Source organism: Streptomyces sp. NPDC034086, assembly GCF_055575515.1.
This window is the reverse complement of sequence record NZ_JBVISM010000003.1, coordinates 392,147-405,785: the sequence shown is the minus strand read 5'-3', so window position 1 is coordinate 405,785 and position 13,639 is coordinate 392,147. Positions and strand designations below refer to the sequence as shown.

16 protein-coding genes, 2 tRNA genes and 1 pseudogene are annotated in these 13,639 nt (G+C 72.9%); 14 read left to right on the top strand and 5 right to left on the bottom strand.

Going from position 1 to position 13,639, the window contains the following annotated elements:
• Position 1 precedes the first annotated feature (1 nt).
• From ACZ514_RS11835 to ACZ514_RS11820, 4 genes are all read left to right on the top strand, one after another.
• Complete coding sequence (locus ACZ514_RS11835; RefSeq protein ID WP_469124630.1) at positions 2-673, top strand: DUF3566 domain-containing protein; 672 nt, start codon at positions 2-4, stop codon at positions 671-673.
• A 95-nt stretch (positions 674-768) separates the two neighbouring features.
• Positions 769-842 (top strand) — tRNA-Ile (locus ACZ514_RS11830).
• A 144-nt stretch (positions 843-986) separates the two neighbouring features.
• Entirely contained in the window at positions 987-1,121 is a 135-nt protein-coding gene (locus ACZ514_RS11825; protein WP_208809277.1) for a DLW-39 family protein, read from the top strand.
• A 145-nt stretch (positions 1,122-1,266) separates the two neighbouring features.
• Positions 1,267-2,646 carry a hypothetical protein gene (locus tag ACZ514_RS11820; protein ID WP_468164013.1) on the top strand — a complete coding sequence of 460 codons (1,380 nt, stop codon included), beginning with the start codon at positions 1,267-1,269 and terminating at the stop codon, positions 2,644-2,646.
• A 15-nt stretch (positions 2,647-2,661) separates the two neighbouring features.
• Here ACZ514_RS11820 and ACZ514_RS11815 read toward each other — a convergent pair whose 3' ends face one another.
• The gene (locus tag ACZ514_RS11815; RefSeq protein ID WP_469124629.1) at positions 2,662-3,834 is read right to left on the bottom strand and encodes a serine/threonine-protein kinase; all 1,173 of its coding nucleotides are present in this window, start codon (positions 3,832-3,834) and stop codon (positions 2,662-2,664) included.
• Between the two features lie 32 nt (positions 3,835-3,866).
• Positions 3,867-4,415 carry a helix-turn-helix domain-containing protein gene (locus ACZ514_RS11810; protein ID WP_362456741.1) on the bottom strand — a complete coding sequence of 183 codons (549 nt, stop codon included), beginning with the start codon at positions 4,413-4,415 and terminating at the stop codon, positions 3,867-3,869.
• A gap of 161 nt (positions 4,416-4,576) precedes the next feature.
• Here ACZ514_RS11810 and ACZ514_RS11805 point away from each other — a divergent pair.
• Positions 4,577-4,649 (top strand) — tRNA-Ala (locus ACZ514_RS11805).
• Between the two features lie 81 nt (positions 4,650-4,730).
• On the opposite strand, the gene ACZ514_RS11800 is transcribed toward ACZ514_RS11805, so the two are convergent.
• On the bottom strand, positions 4,731-6,191 hold the full coding sequence (locus ACZ514_RS11800; protein WP_469124628.1) for an MFS transporter: 1,461 nt from the start codon (positions 6,189-6,191) through the stop codon (positions 4,731-4,733).
• 116 nt (positions 6,192-6,307) lie between these two features.
• Between ACZ514_RS11800 and ACZ514_RS11795 the strand changes: the two genes are divergently transcribed.
• Together ACZ514_RS11795 and ACZ514_RS11790 are read left to right on the top strand one after the other, a co-directional pair.
• The gene (locus tag ACZ514_RS11795) at positions 6,308-6,790 is read left to right on the top strand and encodes a MarR family winged helix-turn-helix transcriptional regulator (RefSeq protein ID WP_469124627.1); all 483 of its coding nucleotides are present in this window, start codon (positions 6,308-6,310) and stop codon (positions 6,788-6,790) included.
• A gap of 115 nt (positions 6,791-6,905) precedes the next feature.
• Positions 6,906-7,445 (top strand): LysM peptidoglycan-binding domain-containing protein, encoded by a 540-nt coding sequence (locus ACZ514_RS11790; protein WP_469124626.1) that lies wholly within the window; start codon positions 6,906-6,908, stop codon positions 7,443-7,445.
• An 83-nt stretch (positions 7,446-7,528) separates the two neighbouring features.
• Here the strand turns inward: ACZ514_RS11790 and ACZ514_RS11785 are convergent, their stop codons facing one another.
• Complete coding sequence (locus ACZ514_RS11785; RefSeq protein ID WP_468164003.1) at positions 7,529-8,230, bottom strand: DUF5324 family protein; 702 nt, start codon at positions 8,228-8,230, stop codon at positions 7,529-7,531.
• A gap of 174 nt (positions 8,231-8,404) precedes the next feature.
• Between ACZ514_RS11785 and ACZ514_RS11780 the strand changes: the two genes are divergently transcribed.
• On the top strand, positions 8,405-8,932 hold the full coding sequence (locus ACZ514_RS11780; protein WP_468164001.1) for a peptidylprolyl isomerase: 528 nt from the start codon (positions 8,405-8,407) through the stop codon (positions 8,930-8,932).
• A 105-nt stretch (positions 8,933-9,037) separates the two neighbouring features.
• A complete protein-coding gene (locus tag ACZ514_RS11775; RefSeq protein WP_469124625.1) occupies positions 9,038-9,907 on the top strand; it encodes a rhomboid family intramembrane serine protease in 870 nt (289 codons plus the stop codon).
• Between the two features lie 129 nt (positions 9,908-10,036).
• Here the strand turns inward: ACZ514_RS11775 and crgA are convergent, their stop codons facing one another.
• Positions 10,037-10,291 carry a cell division protein CrgA gene (gene crgA / locus ACZ514_RS11770; protein ID WP_388932855.1) on the bottom strand — a complete coding sequence of 85 codons (255 nt, stop codon included), beginning with the start codon at positions 10,289-10,291 and terminating at the stop codon, positions 10,037-10,039.
• Positions 10,292-10,383: 92 nt separating this feature from the next.
• On the opposite strand from crgA, the gene ACZ514_RS11765 reads away from it, so the two are divergent.
• The 5 genes and pseudogenes from ACZ514_RS11765 to ACZ514_RS11745 all read left to right on the top strand — a co-directional run.
• Positions 10,384-11,163, top strand: a complete 780-nt coding sequence (locus tag ACZ514_RS11765; RefSeq protein ID WP_468163997.1) for a DUF881 domain-containing protein — start codon at positions 10,384-10,386, stop codon at positions 11,161-11,163.
• Positions 11,132-11,884: a class E sortase gene (locus tag ACZ514_RS11760; RefSeq protein ID WP_469124624.1), complete on the top strand. Its 753-nt coding sequence runs from the start codon at positions 11,132-11,134 to the stop codon at positions 11,882-11,884. The genes ACZ514_RS11765 and ACZ514_RS11760 overlap by 32 nt, the downstream gene beginning before the upstream one ends.
• Positions 11,885-11,986: 102 nt before the next feature.
• Positions 11,987-12,163: a hypothetical protein gene (locus ACZ514_RS11755; protein WP_030011120.1), complete on the top strand. Its 177-nt coding sequence runs from the start codon at positions 11,987-11,989 to the stop codon at positions 12,161-12,163.
• On the top strand, positions 12,160-12,798 hold the full coding sequence (locus tag ACZ514_RS11750; RefSeq protein ID WP_468698632.1) for an aminodeoxychorismate/anthranilate synthase component II: 639 nt from the start codon (positions 12,160-12,162) through the stop codon (positions 12,796-12,798). The genes ACZ514_RS11755 and ACZ514_RS11750 overlap by 4 nt, the downstream gene beginning before the upstream one ends.
• Positions 12,799-12,950: 152 nt before the next feature.
• Positions 12,951-13,628, top strand: a pseudogene (locus ACZ514_RS11745) (class E sortase); the annotation flags it as partial.
• Positions 13,629-13,639: the final 11 nt, after the last annotated feature.

Genomic DNA, 13,639 nt, shown 5'->3' with positions numbered 1-13,639 from the left:
CGTGAGTGGAGCCACGGGCGCCGGACCGGCCAAGACTGGAGCGAACGGTGCCCGTGGCCCCGCCGCGGACTCCCAGGGGGGAACCGTGACGGACACCCGAGAACCGGAACCCAAGCCGAAGGCGCAGGGCAAGACGCAGGAAAAGGCGCAGGAAAAGGCGCAGGACAAGGCGCAGGACAAGCAGGACAAGGCCAAGGACCAGGTGAAGAGGCAGCAGCCCCAGAAGGCCCCGCAGGCCTACGCGGCGCCCTCGGGCCCCGGGGCGCAGCGCGGGGCCTCCCAGGCGGTCCGTACGGCCCCCAGGACCCGCAAGGCGCGGCTGCGGGTGGCGAAGGCCGACCCGTGGTCGGTGATGAAGGTCAGCTTCCTGCTCTCCATCGCCCTGGGCCTGTGCACCGTCGTCGCGGCGGCGGTGCTGTGGATGGTCATGGACGCCATGGGCATCTTCTCGACCGTCGGCGGCACCATCAGCGAGGCGACCGGCTCGAACGAGGGCAACGGGTTCGACCTCCAGTCGTTCCTGTCGCTGCCGCGCGTGCTGATCTTCACGTCGGTGATCGCGGTGATCGACGTGGTGCTGATGACGGCGCTCGCGACGCTGGGTTCCTTCATCTACAACCTGTCGGCGGGCTTCGTGGGCGGCGTGGAGCTCACGCTGGCCGAGGACGAATGACCCGCTGACTGACCTGCGGCGGAGGCCGCCGGCAGCGGATTTTGGCTCGACCGCGTCTGTGCGCTAATCTTCAGGAGTCAGCGCGCAGCGCGGATGGGGCTATAGCTCAGTTGGTTAGAGCGCATCCCTGATAAGGATGAGGCCACAGGTTCAAATCCTGTTAGCCCCACAGAGTCGAAGACCCCCAGGCCAAGGCCTGGGGGTCTTCGTCGTTGGGCCGTGCGGGGGAGTCCCAGGTAACCGATCGGTATCGGTCGGTGTGTATTGTTGGCCGCCAGAAGTCCCCAACGTCTACGAAAGACGAGGTCGCGCCGTGAAGAAGCTGCTCCTGGTCGCACTGGCCGCCATCGGCGGGCTCCTCGTGTACCGCCAGATCCAGGCGGACCGCGCCGAGCAGGACCTGTGGACGGAGGCAACTGACTCCGTGCCCTCCGGTTCCGGTGTGTGAGCCCCACGATTGATTCCGCGAAGCCCCGGCCGCCGCTGCTGCCGGGGCTTCGTGCCGTTCCGGGGGCGTCCCGCGGGCCCGCTCCCCGGTGACGTTCGGTTTCGCGAAGATGTGACGTGCTGGAGCGAATTCGGGGGTGGGTGGGATGGTTCGGGTGCGGCGGACGCCGCGGGCGCCGCTGGCCGGGGCGGCGGCCCTGGGACTGGCGGCCTGGCTGGTGTGGCTGCCGGGGACGGCGTACGCGGTGCCGGCCGCCGGGCCGGCTGCCGGACCGTCAGGCGGGCCTTCCGGCGGGGCTTTCGGGGCCGGGCGGGCGTTGCCGGAGTACCGGCCCGCCCCGGGCGCCGCGCCGGTCCGGGGCACGCCCTCGACGGCGGACGCCCCGCTCCTGGACGCCGGCACGTTCTACGCGGACACCCTCGCCCCGGGCGAGCGCTTCTACCGGCTCGGCCTGGACGACGCCTCCACCGTCTACGTCTCCGCCGTGCTGCACCCGCCCGTCGGCGCGAAGGCCGGCTACGGCGACGACCTCGAGGTCGAGATCATGACCAGCGCCGGCCGGGCCTGCCCGCCGGGCCCCGGCCGGGCCTCCTTCGGCTACGACGCCGTCCCGCTCGGCGCCGTCGGCCAGCGGCGGCTGGCGGAGGACGCCGAGTGCCAGGGCGCGGGCACCTACTACGCGAAGGTCACCCGGAGCGCGGGCAAGGACTCCGACCCGGCGGCATGGCCGGTGGAACTCCTCGTCATGCGCGAGCCGGCCCCGGCCGCGGGCACCGCCCCCACCGCCGCGCCCAGCGTCCGGCCCTCGGCCTCCCCGGCCCTGCCGGGCGCGGACCCGGTGCCCCGTACCGGGGGCACCGGCTTCAACGACGCCCGCGCCCTGGACTCCGGGGTGTGGCGCGACGACCTGCGCCCCGGGCAGACCCGCTTCTACCGGGTGCCGCTGGACTGGGGGCAGCAGCTGGGGGTCGGCGCCGAGATCGCCAAGGCGCGGATGACCAAGGACTACGGCTCCGCCTCCAACGGCCTCACCGTCTCGCTGTACAGCCCGTACCGGGCGCTCGTGGAGTCCGGGGACACCTCGTACGACGGCAGGCAGGCGGCCGTGACGCTGCCGAAGACCGCGCCGGTGGCGTACGGGAACCGCTTCTCCGACGTGGCCGCGGTACGGCCCGTGGGGCTCGCCGGGTGGTACTACGTCGCCGTGACCCTGGGCGGGAAGGTCGGGGAGTTCACCGAGGACGCGACCCCGGTGCCGCTCACGCTGCGGCTGGCCGTCACCGGCGGTCCGGCCGCGGCGCCGGCGTACGGGGAGAGCCTGGCGGCCGCCGGGTTCGGGGTCGGCCGGGCCGAACGGGCCGCCGCGAAGGAGGGGCTCACCGCCCCGGAGGCGGCGGCCGCGCGGGACACGGCCTCGGCGATGCGGGTCGTGGCCGGCGCGGGGTTCGGGACGGGGACGGTGTTGCTGCTCGTGCTCGCGGTCTGGACCCTCCTGGCCCGGCGCGGGACGGCCCGGGGGACCTAGGCCGAAAGAGACGGCCTAGAGCCGCGTCAGCGCCCAGACGCCGACCGCGAAGCACAGCAGGGCCGCCGTGAGGAGGCCGGCGGTGACCTTCGCCGGGGGCGGGGCGATCCCGCCGGAGCGGGCCGGTGAGGGCGCGGGCGGAGCGGCGGCCGGGGCGGCCGGGGGCGCGGGGGACGGGAACGGCGGGGTCGCGGCGACCGGGGTCGCGGCGGGTGGTGCCAGGTGGAAACCGCTCGTGTCCCGGGACCCCTCGGCCCCGTACGCGGCCGGCGGTGGTCCGAACCCCGCCGGGGCCGCCGCCGGGGCCGTCGCGGGCCCCTGGGGGCCGAAACCGGCCGGCAGTGGCCCGAGTTGGTCGAACACCTCCACCGGATCCTCGTCGGCGGCGGGCTCGGGCAGCAACTGGGCGGCCTCGGCAAGGGCCTTGCGCGCCCCCGTGGCGGTCCGGAAGCGGCTGTCGGGGTCGGGGTGCAGGAGGTTCGAGATCACGCCCCACAGCGGCGCGGGGACGCCTTCGGGGGAGTCGGGGGTGCCGTGCGCCCGCCAACGCTCCACCAGCGCCGCCGAGTCGGGCTTGCGGCCCCGCAGCAGGTACAGGGCGACCAGTCCGACGGCGAAGAGGTCGGCGGGGAAGTCGGGCTCGGCGCCCCGCAGTTGCTCGGGCGCGAAATAGCCGGGCGTACCGACGACGTGGTCCGTCTCCGTGAGCCGGGGCTCACCCTTGCGCATGGCGATGCCGAAGTCGGACAGCCGCAGGTGCGGCCGCCCGGTTCCGGTGGCCTCCATCAGGATGTTGGCCGGTTTGATGTCGCGGTGGACGACGCCCTCCGCGTGCACCGCCGCCAGCCCCGACAGGAGCTGGTCGAGCAGGACGCACACGAATCGCGGCGGCAGCGGCCCGTAGTCCCCGATCACGTGGGCGAGGGAGCCGCCCGCGACGAGGTCCATGGTGAACAGGACCTTGTCGTCGTCCGCCGCCCAGCTGGCCGGGGCGAGGACGTGGGGGTGGTCGATGCGCAGGGCCTGCTCGCGCACGAACCGCAGCAGCATGTGCGCGTCGCCCTGGAGGAGGACCTTGGCGGCGACGTACCGCCGGCGGCGCCGGTCCCAGGCCCGCCAGACGGCGCCCGCGCCCCCGCGCCCGATCGGATCGACCAGCTCGTACCGGCCGGCGAAGACCTCACCCATCGCTGCGCCCGTCCCCCGTCGACCCGTGTGTGTCAGTTCTGGTGTGCCTCGTAGTGGGACACCGCCTCGGAGGTGCGGCCCGCCCCGTAGACCCGGAGGAACTCTGCCAGTTCGGGATGGGTGGGTGCGAGCGTGTCCGCCGCCTCGATGATGTCGCCGGCCGCGGCGACCGAGCGCAGCAGCGACTGGATCTCGCGGACGACCCGCTTGACGGTGGGGGCTCCCGAACCCGTGCTGGTCTGCCCGCTGTTGCTGAGGACGGAGCCGCCCTGGGTGTGCTTGATCTCGTCCATCCGGTCGGTGGCCTCGGCGGCGCTGACGCTGCCGTCGGCCACCTGGCCCGCGAGGTCCTGGAGGGCCTGGACCCGCTGGACCACGGCCGGGTTGCCGATCTTGGCGCGCTGCCCGCTCATCAGCTGGGACAGCATCGGCGCCGAAAGCCCGAGCACGGCAGCGAGGCGGGCCTGGTTGAGACCGAGGTCATCTATGAGCCGCCGGAACAGTGCGCCGAGCGGCTCCCCGTACCAACTGCGCTGGAGTTCCCGGGCTCTGGCCGTGGCCTCCTGCTGTACTGCGTCCACTCTTCCTACTCCCCTTCGCTGGTGCGAACCTCGCGAGCATCTTACGGAGCGTGGTCGCGGGGCGGGAGTCCCCATCATTTTGCGGGATGCGGGGGTGCACCGGGTACTCTGTCCTGCGGAACGGACACTCTCTTCCCGGGGAGGTCCGCGTCCGGTTGCTCGGGGCCTTAGCTCAGTTGGTAGAGCGCTGCCTTTGCAAGGCAGATGTCAGGAGTTCGAATCTCCTAGGCTCCACTTCACAAAGACCCCCTGACCAGCGTGAATGCCGGTCAGGGGGTCTTTTGCGCATGCGCGGTCAGGCTCCGGGGCGCGGTGTCAGCGCGTGCGCGCGGGGCGCGGGAGGGCGGCCGCGAGGGCGGTGGCGGCCAGCAGGAGGGCGGCGCCGACGGCGAAGGCCAGCTGGTAGCCGGAGGTGAGGGCCTCGGGCCGGGCACGGCCGGCGGCGGTCAGGTCCCCGGTGCGCGAGGCGGCCAGGGTGGAGAGGACGGCCACGCCGAGGGCCATGCCGATCTGCTGGGTGGTGTTGAACAGGCCCGACGCCAGCCCGGCGTCGCGCTCGCCGGCCCCCGACATCGCCAGCCCGGTGAGCGCGGGCAGGGCCAGGCCGAAGCCCGAGGCCAGCAGCATCACGGGCAGCAGGTCGGTGACGTAGTCGGCGCGCACCGGGAGGCGGGTCAGCAGGGCGAGACCGGCGACCAGCAGGGCGAGACCGGTGAGCAGGACGCCCCGCTCCCCGAAGCGGGCGATCAGCTTCGCCGCCCCGCCGAGGGAGACGCCGCCGATGGCCAGCGCGGCCGGCAGCATCGCGAGGCCGGTCTCCGCCGCCCCGTAGCCCTGGACCTGCTGGAGGTAGAGGGCGACGAGGACCTGGAAGGAGAACAGCGCGGCCACCATCAGCATCTGGACCAGGTTCGCGGCGGCCACGGTGCGCGAGCGGAGGATCCGCAGGGGCATCAGCGGGGTGCGGGCCGTGGCCTGGCGCAGCAGGAAGGCGGCGACCAGGACCAGGGAGAGCGCCCCGAGACCGAGGGTGTGCGCGGAGGCCCAGCCGTGCTCCTCGACGCGTACGACGGCGTAGATGCCCGTCATGAGGCCGGCGGTGACGAGTGCCGCGCCCGGTACGTCGGCCCCGGCGCGCAGTCCCAGACCCCGGTCGGCGGGCAGCGCGGGCAGGGCGGCCAGCAGGGTGGCGATCCCGATGGGCAGGTTGATGAAGAAGATCCAGTGCCAGTCGAGGGCATCGGTGAGGACGCCACCCAGCACCTGACCGAGGGAGGCTCCGGCCGCTCCGGTGAAGGAGAAGACGGCGATGGCCCTGGCGCGTTCGCGGGGCTGGTCGAAGAGGGTGACCAGGATTCCGAGGCCGACGGCGGAGGCCATGGCGCTGCCCACGCCCTGGAGGAAGCGGGCCGCTATGAGCAGGGCGGGGGAGCCGGCGAATCCGGCGAGCAGCGAGGCGGCCGTGAAGACGGCGGTGCCCGCGAGGAACATCCGCTTGCGGCCGATGAGGTCGCCGAGCCGGCCGGCGAGCAGGAGCAGGCTGCCGAAGGCGATCAGGTAGGCGTTGACGACCCAGCTGAGGCCCGCGGGGGTGAAGCCGAGGTCGTCCTGGACGGCCGGCATGGCCACGGTGACGATGCTGCCGTCGAGGACGGTCATCAGCATGCCGGTGGAGAGCACGGCGAGGGCGGTCCGGCGCGAGCGCGGCGGGCGCGGAGGGCGCGGCCGGCCCTCCCGGGCGGTCGGGGCGGGGGGTTCCGTAACGGCGGTGGTCATGGGTCTCTCCGGTCGTCGGCGGGCCTCGGTGAGCCATCGGCGGTCCACTGATGCGACCGTAGCAGATAGTTTTGTTGCAGACTATTTTCTTCGGATCGAATTGCTAGGCTGGTCCCATGACCGCGATGGGATCCCCCGGGACCGAGCCCGACCTGTCCTTCCTCCTGGACCGCACCAGCCACGTCCTGCGCACGCGCATGGCCGCCGCCCTCGGCGGAATCGGACTGACCGCCCGGATGCACTGCGTCCTGGTGCACGCGCAGGAGGAGGAGCGCACGCAGGCCCAGCTCGCCGAGATCGGCGACATGGACAAGACGACGATGGTCGTGACGGTCGACGCCCTGGAGAAGGCCGGGCTGGCCGAGCGCCGGCCCTCCACCAAGGACCGGCGGGCCCGCGTCGTCGTGGTCACCGAGAAGGGGGCCGCCCTGTCGGTGGAGAGCCGGCGGATCGTCGACCAGGTCCACGCCGACGCCCTCGCCGACCTCTCCGAAGAGGACCGCGCGTGTCTGCTGCGGGTCCTCGGCCGCCTCGCGCAGGGGCCGCTGGGCGTGCCCGCCGAGGGCCCCCGCCCGGCCCGCCGGGCCCGGCAGCGGTAGCCGCCGGGGCGGGGTCCCCCGTACGGACCGGTCACGGGGCCGAACGGCAGAGGGTGACCGACAGTGGGGTGAGGCCATGAGGCCAGGGGGCAACAGCACGCCGGAGGCGCACGCGATGGGACTCTTCGATTTCCTGAAGTCGGACAAGAAGAAGCAGGACGAGGCCGCCGAGAAGGCGAGACGGCAGACGGAGCGGCAGGGGCCGAAGACCGGCTCCGACGCGGGCTCCCCGTACGCGGACTCCTACGCGGACGCCGCCTCCGCCACCAGGGCGGCGGCCGAGCGGATGGCCGCCGCCGCGCCGCCCAAGGCGCCGCCCGCGGCGGCCCCACCGACGACGCCCGCCACGCCGAGCCCCGCCTCGGCCGCGCACAAGGCCGTGCCGGTTCCCCCCAAGTCGGTGTCGCCCAAGCCGGTGCCGCCGAAGTCCGCGCCCGCCAAGTCCGCGCCGGCCAAGCCCGCGCCTGCCAAGCCCGCGCCCGCCGCCAAGAAGCGCACGTACACCGTCAAGCCGGGCGACTCCCTCTCCGCCATCGCCCGCCACGAACTCGGCAACGAGGCCCGCTGGCGCGAGCTGTACGCGATGAACCGGGGGGTGGTCGGCTCGAACCCGGACCTGATCCGCCCCGGGATGGTGCTGACCCTGCCCGGCTAGGCCGGGTCGTCACCGCTGCCTGACGAACGAAGGGGCCCGGATCCGCCGAGCGGATCCGGGCCCCTTGCGCGCGCGGGCGGACGTCAGGTGTTCTTGCCGCCGTTCGCCTCGCGCTCCTTCTCCGCGAGCTCCTTCTCCGCCAGCTCCTCGTCGAGGCCGCCGGCCGGCGCCGCGTCCTGGGCCGACAGCTCGGTGGCCGCCGGGGGTTCCACCAGCCAGTCCGGGTTCGACTGCTGGTCCCACCACTTCCACGCCGCGAAGGCGCCGCCCGCCAGCAGCCCGACCAGCGCGGCGCCCTTGACCCACCGGCCGTACCGCGCCCGGCGCTCGTGCCGGCGGACCAGCCGTCGCACCTCCTTGGCCGACACCTGCCCGCGCAGCGCCGCGAGCGCGGCCGTCGAGCGGGACGCGGCCTCCTCGGCCACCGGCCGGCTCGCGGCGATCGCGCTCTCGATCCGGGGCGCCGTGTAGTCGGCCGCCTGGCGCGCGGCCAGGCGCGTGTGGTGGGCGGCCTTCACCGCGGCCCGGTCCACGTTCGGGGGTACGTGCGTGCGCGCCGCCTGCATCCTCGGATGGAGGTGGCTGTCGTACGCCGCGCGCGCGTGCATCGAGGCCTGGCCGGCCGCGTGGGAGACCTTCGGCGCCAGTCGCTCGTTCGCCTCGTGGGCGTAGTGGGCGGCCGCGTCCATGGCGGTTCCCGCGTACGGCGCCACCACTTCCGCTGCGTGCTTCACGGCGTCCCTGGCGTTCTCGGCGGCCAGGCGCACGCTGTCCTTGCGGGTCACGGGATCCTCCTCCTCGGTGGCGGACACAGTTCACCTTTCCACCCTTTGTCGGATCATGCCTGTCACCGCGCTGCCGGCGCATGCGTGACAGGGCATACGGGTGGAGGATTTCCGTGGAGTTCTGCCCTCCGTGGGAGGATCGGGCCGACAGTGATGACGAGGGAAGGCAGACCCGTGGCCGAGAAGCTCTACGCCACCCTGAAGACCAACAAAGGCGACATCGAGATCGAGCTGCTGGAGAACTTCGCTCCCAAGACGGTCCGGAACTTCGTCGAGCTCGCCACGGGCGCGCGTGAGTGGACCCGCCCCACGGACGGCCAGAAGACCACCGCCCCGCTCTACGACGGCACCGTCTTCCACCGCGTCATCAGCGGCTTCATGATCCAGGGCGGTGATCCGCTCGGCAACGGCACGGGCGGCCCCGGCTACCAGTTCGCCGACGAGTTCCACCCCGACCTGGCCTTCACCAAGCCCTACCTGCTGGCCATGGCCAACGCCGGCCCGGGCACGAACGGCTCGCAGTTCTTCATCACGGTCGCCCCCACGGCCTGGCTGACCCGCAAGCACACCATCTTCGGGGAGGTCACCGACGCGGCCAGCCGCAAGGTGGTGGACGCCATCGCCTCCGGCGCCACCAACCCGCGCACCGAGCGGCCGCTCGACGACGTCATCATCCAGTCGGTCTCCGTCGAGCGGCGCTGACCGGCGGGGCGGCGGGGCGGGAACCTTCGGACCCCGTCCGTCCGTACTCGGTGTGTACTGGACCGGCGGGGCGCACGCCCCGCCCGCCGCCGACCGAGGGGACCGATGGACACCGACCGGCTGCCGGGCTGCTACCGCCACCCGGACCGCGACACGGGCATCAGCTGCACCCGCTGCGAGCGGCCCATCTGCCCCGAGTGCATGATCAGCGCCTCGGTGGGCTTCCAGTGCCCCGAGTGCGTCAGGGGCGGCTCGGGGACCGGGCACTCCCCCGCGGCCAACGCCCCGCGCACGGTCGCGGGCGGACTGGTGACCGCCGATCCCCAGCTCGTCACCAAGGTCCTCATCGGGATCAACGCGGCGGTGTTCCTCGCCGTCCTGGCGGTGCCGGGGCTGGCGCTGCGGCTGGAGCTGCTCGGCCGCTACGTCGAGTACGCCGGGGCGCCCGTCGAAGGGGTCTCCACCGGGCAGTACCACCGGCTGCTGACCTCGGTGTTCCTGCACGTCGAGTGGTGGCACGTCGTCAGCAACATGCTCGCCCTGTGGGTGATCGGCGGACCGCTGGAGGCGGCCCTGGGCCGCGCCCGCTACCTCGCGCTCTACCTGCTGTCGGGGCTGGGCGGCAGCGCCCTCGTCTATCTGCTGACCGCGCCGAACACCCCCACCCTCGGGGCCTCCGGCGCCGTCTGCGGCCTGCTCGGCGCCACCGTGGTGCTCGCCCGCCGGCTCCGCTACGAGCTGCGGCCGGTGCTGATGACGCTCGGGCTCATGCTGTTCGTGACCTTCGCGCCCATCGGCCTGTCCGTGTCGTGGCAGGCGCACATCGGCGGCCTGGTGACCGGCGCACTGGTCGCCCTGGGGCTGCTCGTGCCCGCCACGGGGCGCGGGCGGGCACTCGTCCAGACGGTGGCCTGTGCGGCGGTGTTCCTGCTGGCCGTGGCGCTGGTGATCGTCCGGACGGCCGCACTCACCTGATCACACCGGCGTCAACTCTCCACAGAGTTATCCACAGATCTTCTGTCTTTTCCTCAGGTGTGGATGACGCTGTGGATAACTCATGGGGAGAGCTTGCGCCGACCGGCTGCGCCGGTATGGTGCGTGGCGCTACTTCCACTGGGTGGAGACACCGAAACCGGCCGCGATGAAACCGAAGCCGACCACGATGTTCCAGTTGCCCAGCGCCTCCACCGGCAGCTGGGTGTCGGTCACGTAGAAGACCACGATCCACGCGAGACCGATGAGGAAGAAGGCCAGCATGACCGGGGCGACCCAGCTGCGGTTGGTCAGCCTGATCGCCTGCGCCTGCTTCGCCGGCGGCGGCGTGTAATCGTCCTTCTTGCGGATACGTGACTTCGGCACGAGGGGCTCTCCTGTCGATGCGCTGGGGGACCTTGCCTGCCCCGGGCGTCCGTTAGCGTAGTGGACCTCTGGCGTTGAAGGAGAAGGGTACGTTGCGCGATTCCGACGACTCCTCCACGGGTGCCCCCCGCCGCCGGGCCAGGCCCGCCCGGCTGCTGACGGCCGCCGTCTTCGCCCTCGCCGGGCTCATCTTCGTCACCAGCTTCAACACCTCCAAGGGTACGAACATCCGCACGGACGCCTCGCTCCTGAAGCTGTCCGACCTCATCCACGAGCGCAGCGCCAAGAACGCCGAGCTGGAGAAGAGCGCCGCCGGCGCCCGCGCCCAGGTGGACGCCCTCGCCGAACGCGACAACGGCAGCACCAAGGCAGAGGAGGCCAGGCTCGCCGCCCTGCGCGCCGCCTCGGGCACCGAGGAGCTCACCGGCAAGGGCCTGACCGTCACCCTCAACGACGCGCCGCCCAACGCCACCGCGCGCGTCCCCGGAGTCCCCGAACCGCAGCCCAACGACCTGGTGATCCACCAGCAGGACCTCCAGGCCGTGGTGAACGCCCTGTGGCTGGGCGGCGCCGGCGGCATCGAGGTGATGGGCCAGCGGCTGATCGCCACCAGCGCGGTCCGCTGCGTCGGCAACACGCTGATCCTCCAGGGCCGGGTGTACTCGCCCCCCTACAAGATCTCCGCCGTCGGCGACCCCGGCGCGCTGCGCAAGGCCCTCGCGGCCTCCCCGGCCATCCAGAACTACCAGCTGTACGTCAACGCGTACGGGCTCGGCTGGAAGGTGGACGAGGAGAAGAGGCTGACACTGCCCGGCTACTCGGGCACAGTGGACCTCCACTATGCGAAGCCGCTGGAGTCCGCCGCGTCCTGACGTCGTACTGCGCCTGGTGGTGCGGACGTTCAGCGAGGTGTGCCTGACGGCCGGGACGCTGATCGTGCTGTTCGTGGCGTACGTCCTGCTGTGGACCGGCGTCAAGGCCGACCGGGCGGCGCAGGACGAGCGGGACCGGCTGCACGACCGCTGGGCGGCGGCCGGGGCGGCCGCTCCGGCTCCGGTCCCGGCTCCGGCTCCGGTCCCGGCTCCGGCTCCGGCTCCGGAGGAGTCCCCGGCACGGCAGGGGCCGGCGTCCTACCCGCCCGGCCGCGCCTTCGCCGAGCTGTACGTCCCCCGCTTCGGCAAGGACTGGAGCCGGCCCGTCCTGGAGGGCACCGACCCCGGACCGCTGAAGAAGGGCCTGGGCCACTACACCGGCTCGGCCCGCCCCGGCGGGGACGGCAACTTCGCGGTGGCCGGACACCGGCGCACCTACGGCGACCCCTTCAAGGACGTCCCCCAGCTGCGCCCCGGGGACACCGTGACCGTCCGGGACGCGACCGGCTGGTACACGTACACCGTCCGGGCCGCTCCGCTGCGGGTCCTGCCCACCGAGACCGGGGTGGTCGCCCCGGTGCCGCGCCGCTCGCCGTTCGCCACCCCCGGCAAGTACCTCACCCTGACCACCTGCGAACCCGAGTGGGGCCACAGCCACCGGCTGGTCGTCTGGGCGGAGCTCACCGGAACCCGGGCCGCCGCCCCCGCCGGAAACGGGTGATTGGCCCGCCGGCCCCCGCCGCGGCCCCCCGGCCCTTAGGCTGGTGCGGTACCGCCCCCGCGGTACGAGGAACCAACGTGGACGACGAAGGAAACAGACGGAATGTACGGCTGGATCTGGCGGCATCTGCCGGGCAACGCGTGGGTGCGCGCGCTGATCTCTCTCGTACTGGTCCTGGCGGTGGTGTTCGTGCTGTTCCAGTACGTGTTCCCGTGGGCCGAGCCGCTCCTTCCGTTCAACGACGTGACGGTGGACGAGGGATCGGGAGCCACTCCGTGAGCGCGCGCATTCTGGTTGTCGACAACTACGACAGCTTTGTCTTCAATCTGGTCCAGTACCTCTACCAGCTCGGCGCCGAATGCGAGGTGCTGCGCAACGACGAGGTGGAGCTCGCGCACGCCCAGGACGGCTTCGACGGCGTCCTCCTCTCGCCCGGGCCCGGTACGCCGGAAGAGGCGGGCGTCTGCGTGGACATGGTCCGGCACTGCGCCGGCACGGGCGTCCCCGTCTTCGGCGTCTGCCTCGGCATGCAGTCCATGGCGGTCGCCTACGGGGGCGTGGTGGACCGCGCGCCCGAGCTGCTCCACGGCAAGACCTCGCCCGTGGTCCACGAGGGCGTCGGCGTCTTCGCCGGACTGCCGTCGCCCTTCACCGCGACCCGCTACCACTCCCTCGCGGCCGAGCCGCGGACCCTGCCCGACGTGCTGGAGGTGACCGCGCGCACCGAGGACGGGATCATCATGGGCCTGCGGCACCGGGAGCACGATGTGGAGGGCGTCCAGTTCCACCCCGAGTCGGTGCTGACCGAGTGGGGGCACCGGATGCTCGCGAACTGGCTGGTGCGCTGCGGTGACGCCGGCGCCGTCGAGCGGTCGGTGGGGCTGGCCCCGGTGGTGGGCAAGGCCGTCGCGTGACGGCGGTCGCGCCGTCCGTGCCCAGCGAGGGCCGGGCCGCGCGGCGCAAGGCAGCGCAGGAGGCCGCGAAGCGCTCGCACGCACGCGCCCGCAGGCGCGGCGGGAGCGGCCGGGGCCGCAGGCGCGCCCGCCCGCGCTCCGGCGGTCCGGTGGTGGTGCTCAGCAGGGCCGCAGGCGAGCTGTTCATCACCGCCGGGGTGGTGATGCTGCTCTTCGTCACCTACCAGCTCTGGTACACGAACGTCCTGGCGGAGCGGGCGGCGGACGGCGCCGCGGGCTCGCTCGAGCAGACCTGGGAGCGCCCTGCGGGGACGGGTGCGCCGCCCCCGGCGGCCGCCTTCGAGCCCGGCCAGGGGTTCGCGATCATGCACATCCCGAAGCTGGACCTCAAGGTGCCGGTGGCCGAGGGGATCAGCAAGGCGAAGGTCCTCGACAAGGGGATGGTCGGCCACTACGGCGAGGGCGCGCTGAAGACGGCGATGCCCTCCGACCGGCAGGGCAACTTCGCGGTCGCCGGACACCGCAACACGCACGGGGAACCGTTCCGCTACATCAACCAGCTGGTTCCGGGGGACGCGATCGTCGTGGAGACCCGGGACGCCTACTACACGTACCAGGTGACCTCCGCGCTGCCGCAGACCTCCCCGGCCAACGTGGCCGTGATCAAGCCGGTGCCGGAGGGCTCCGGATTCACCGGACCCGGCCGGTACATCACGCTGACGACCTGCACCCCGGAGTTCACCAGCACCTACCGGATGATCGTATGGGGCAGGATGGCCGATGAACGCCCCCGAAACCAGGGCGCCCCGCCCGCACTGACCAGCCCGTAAGGACGAATCCG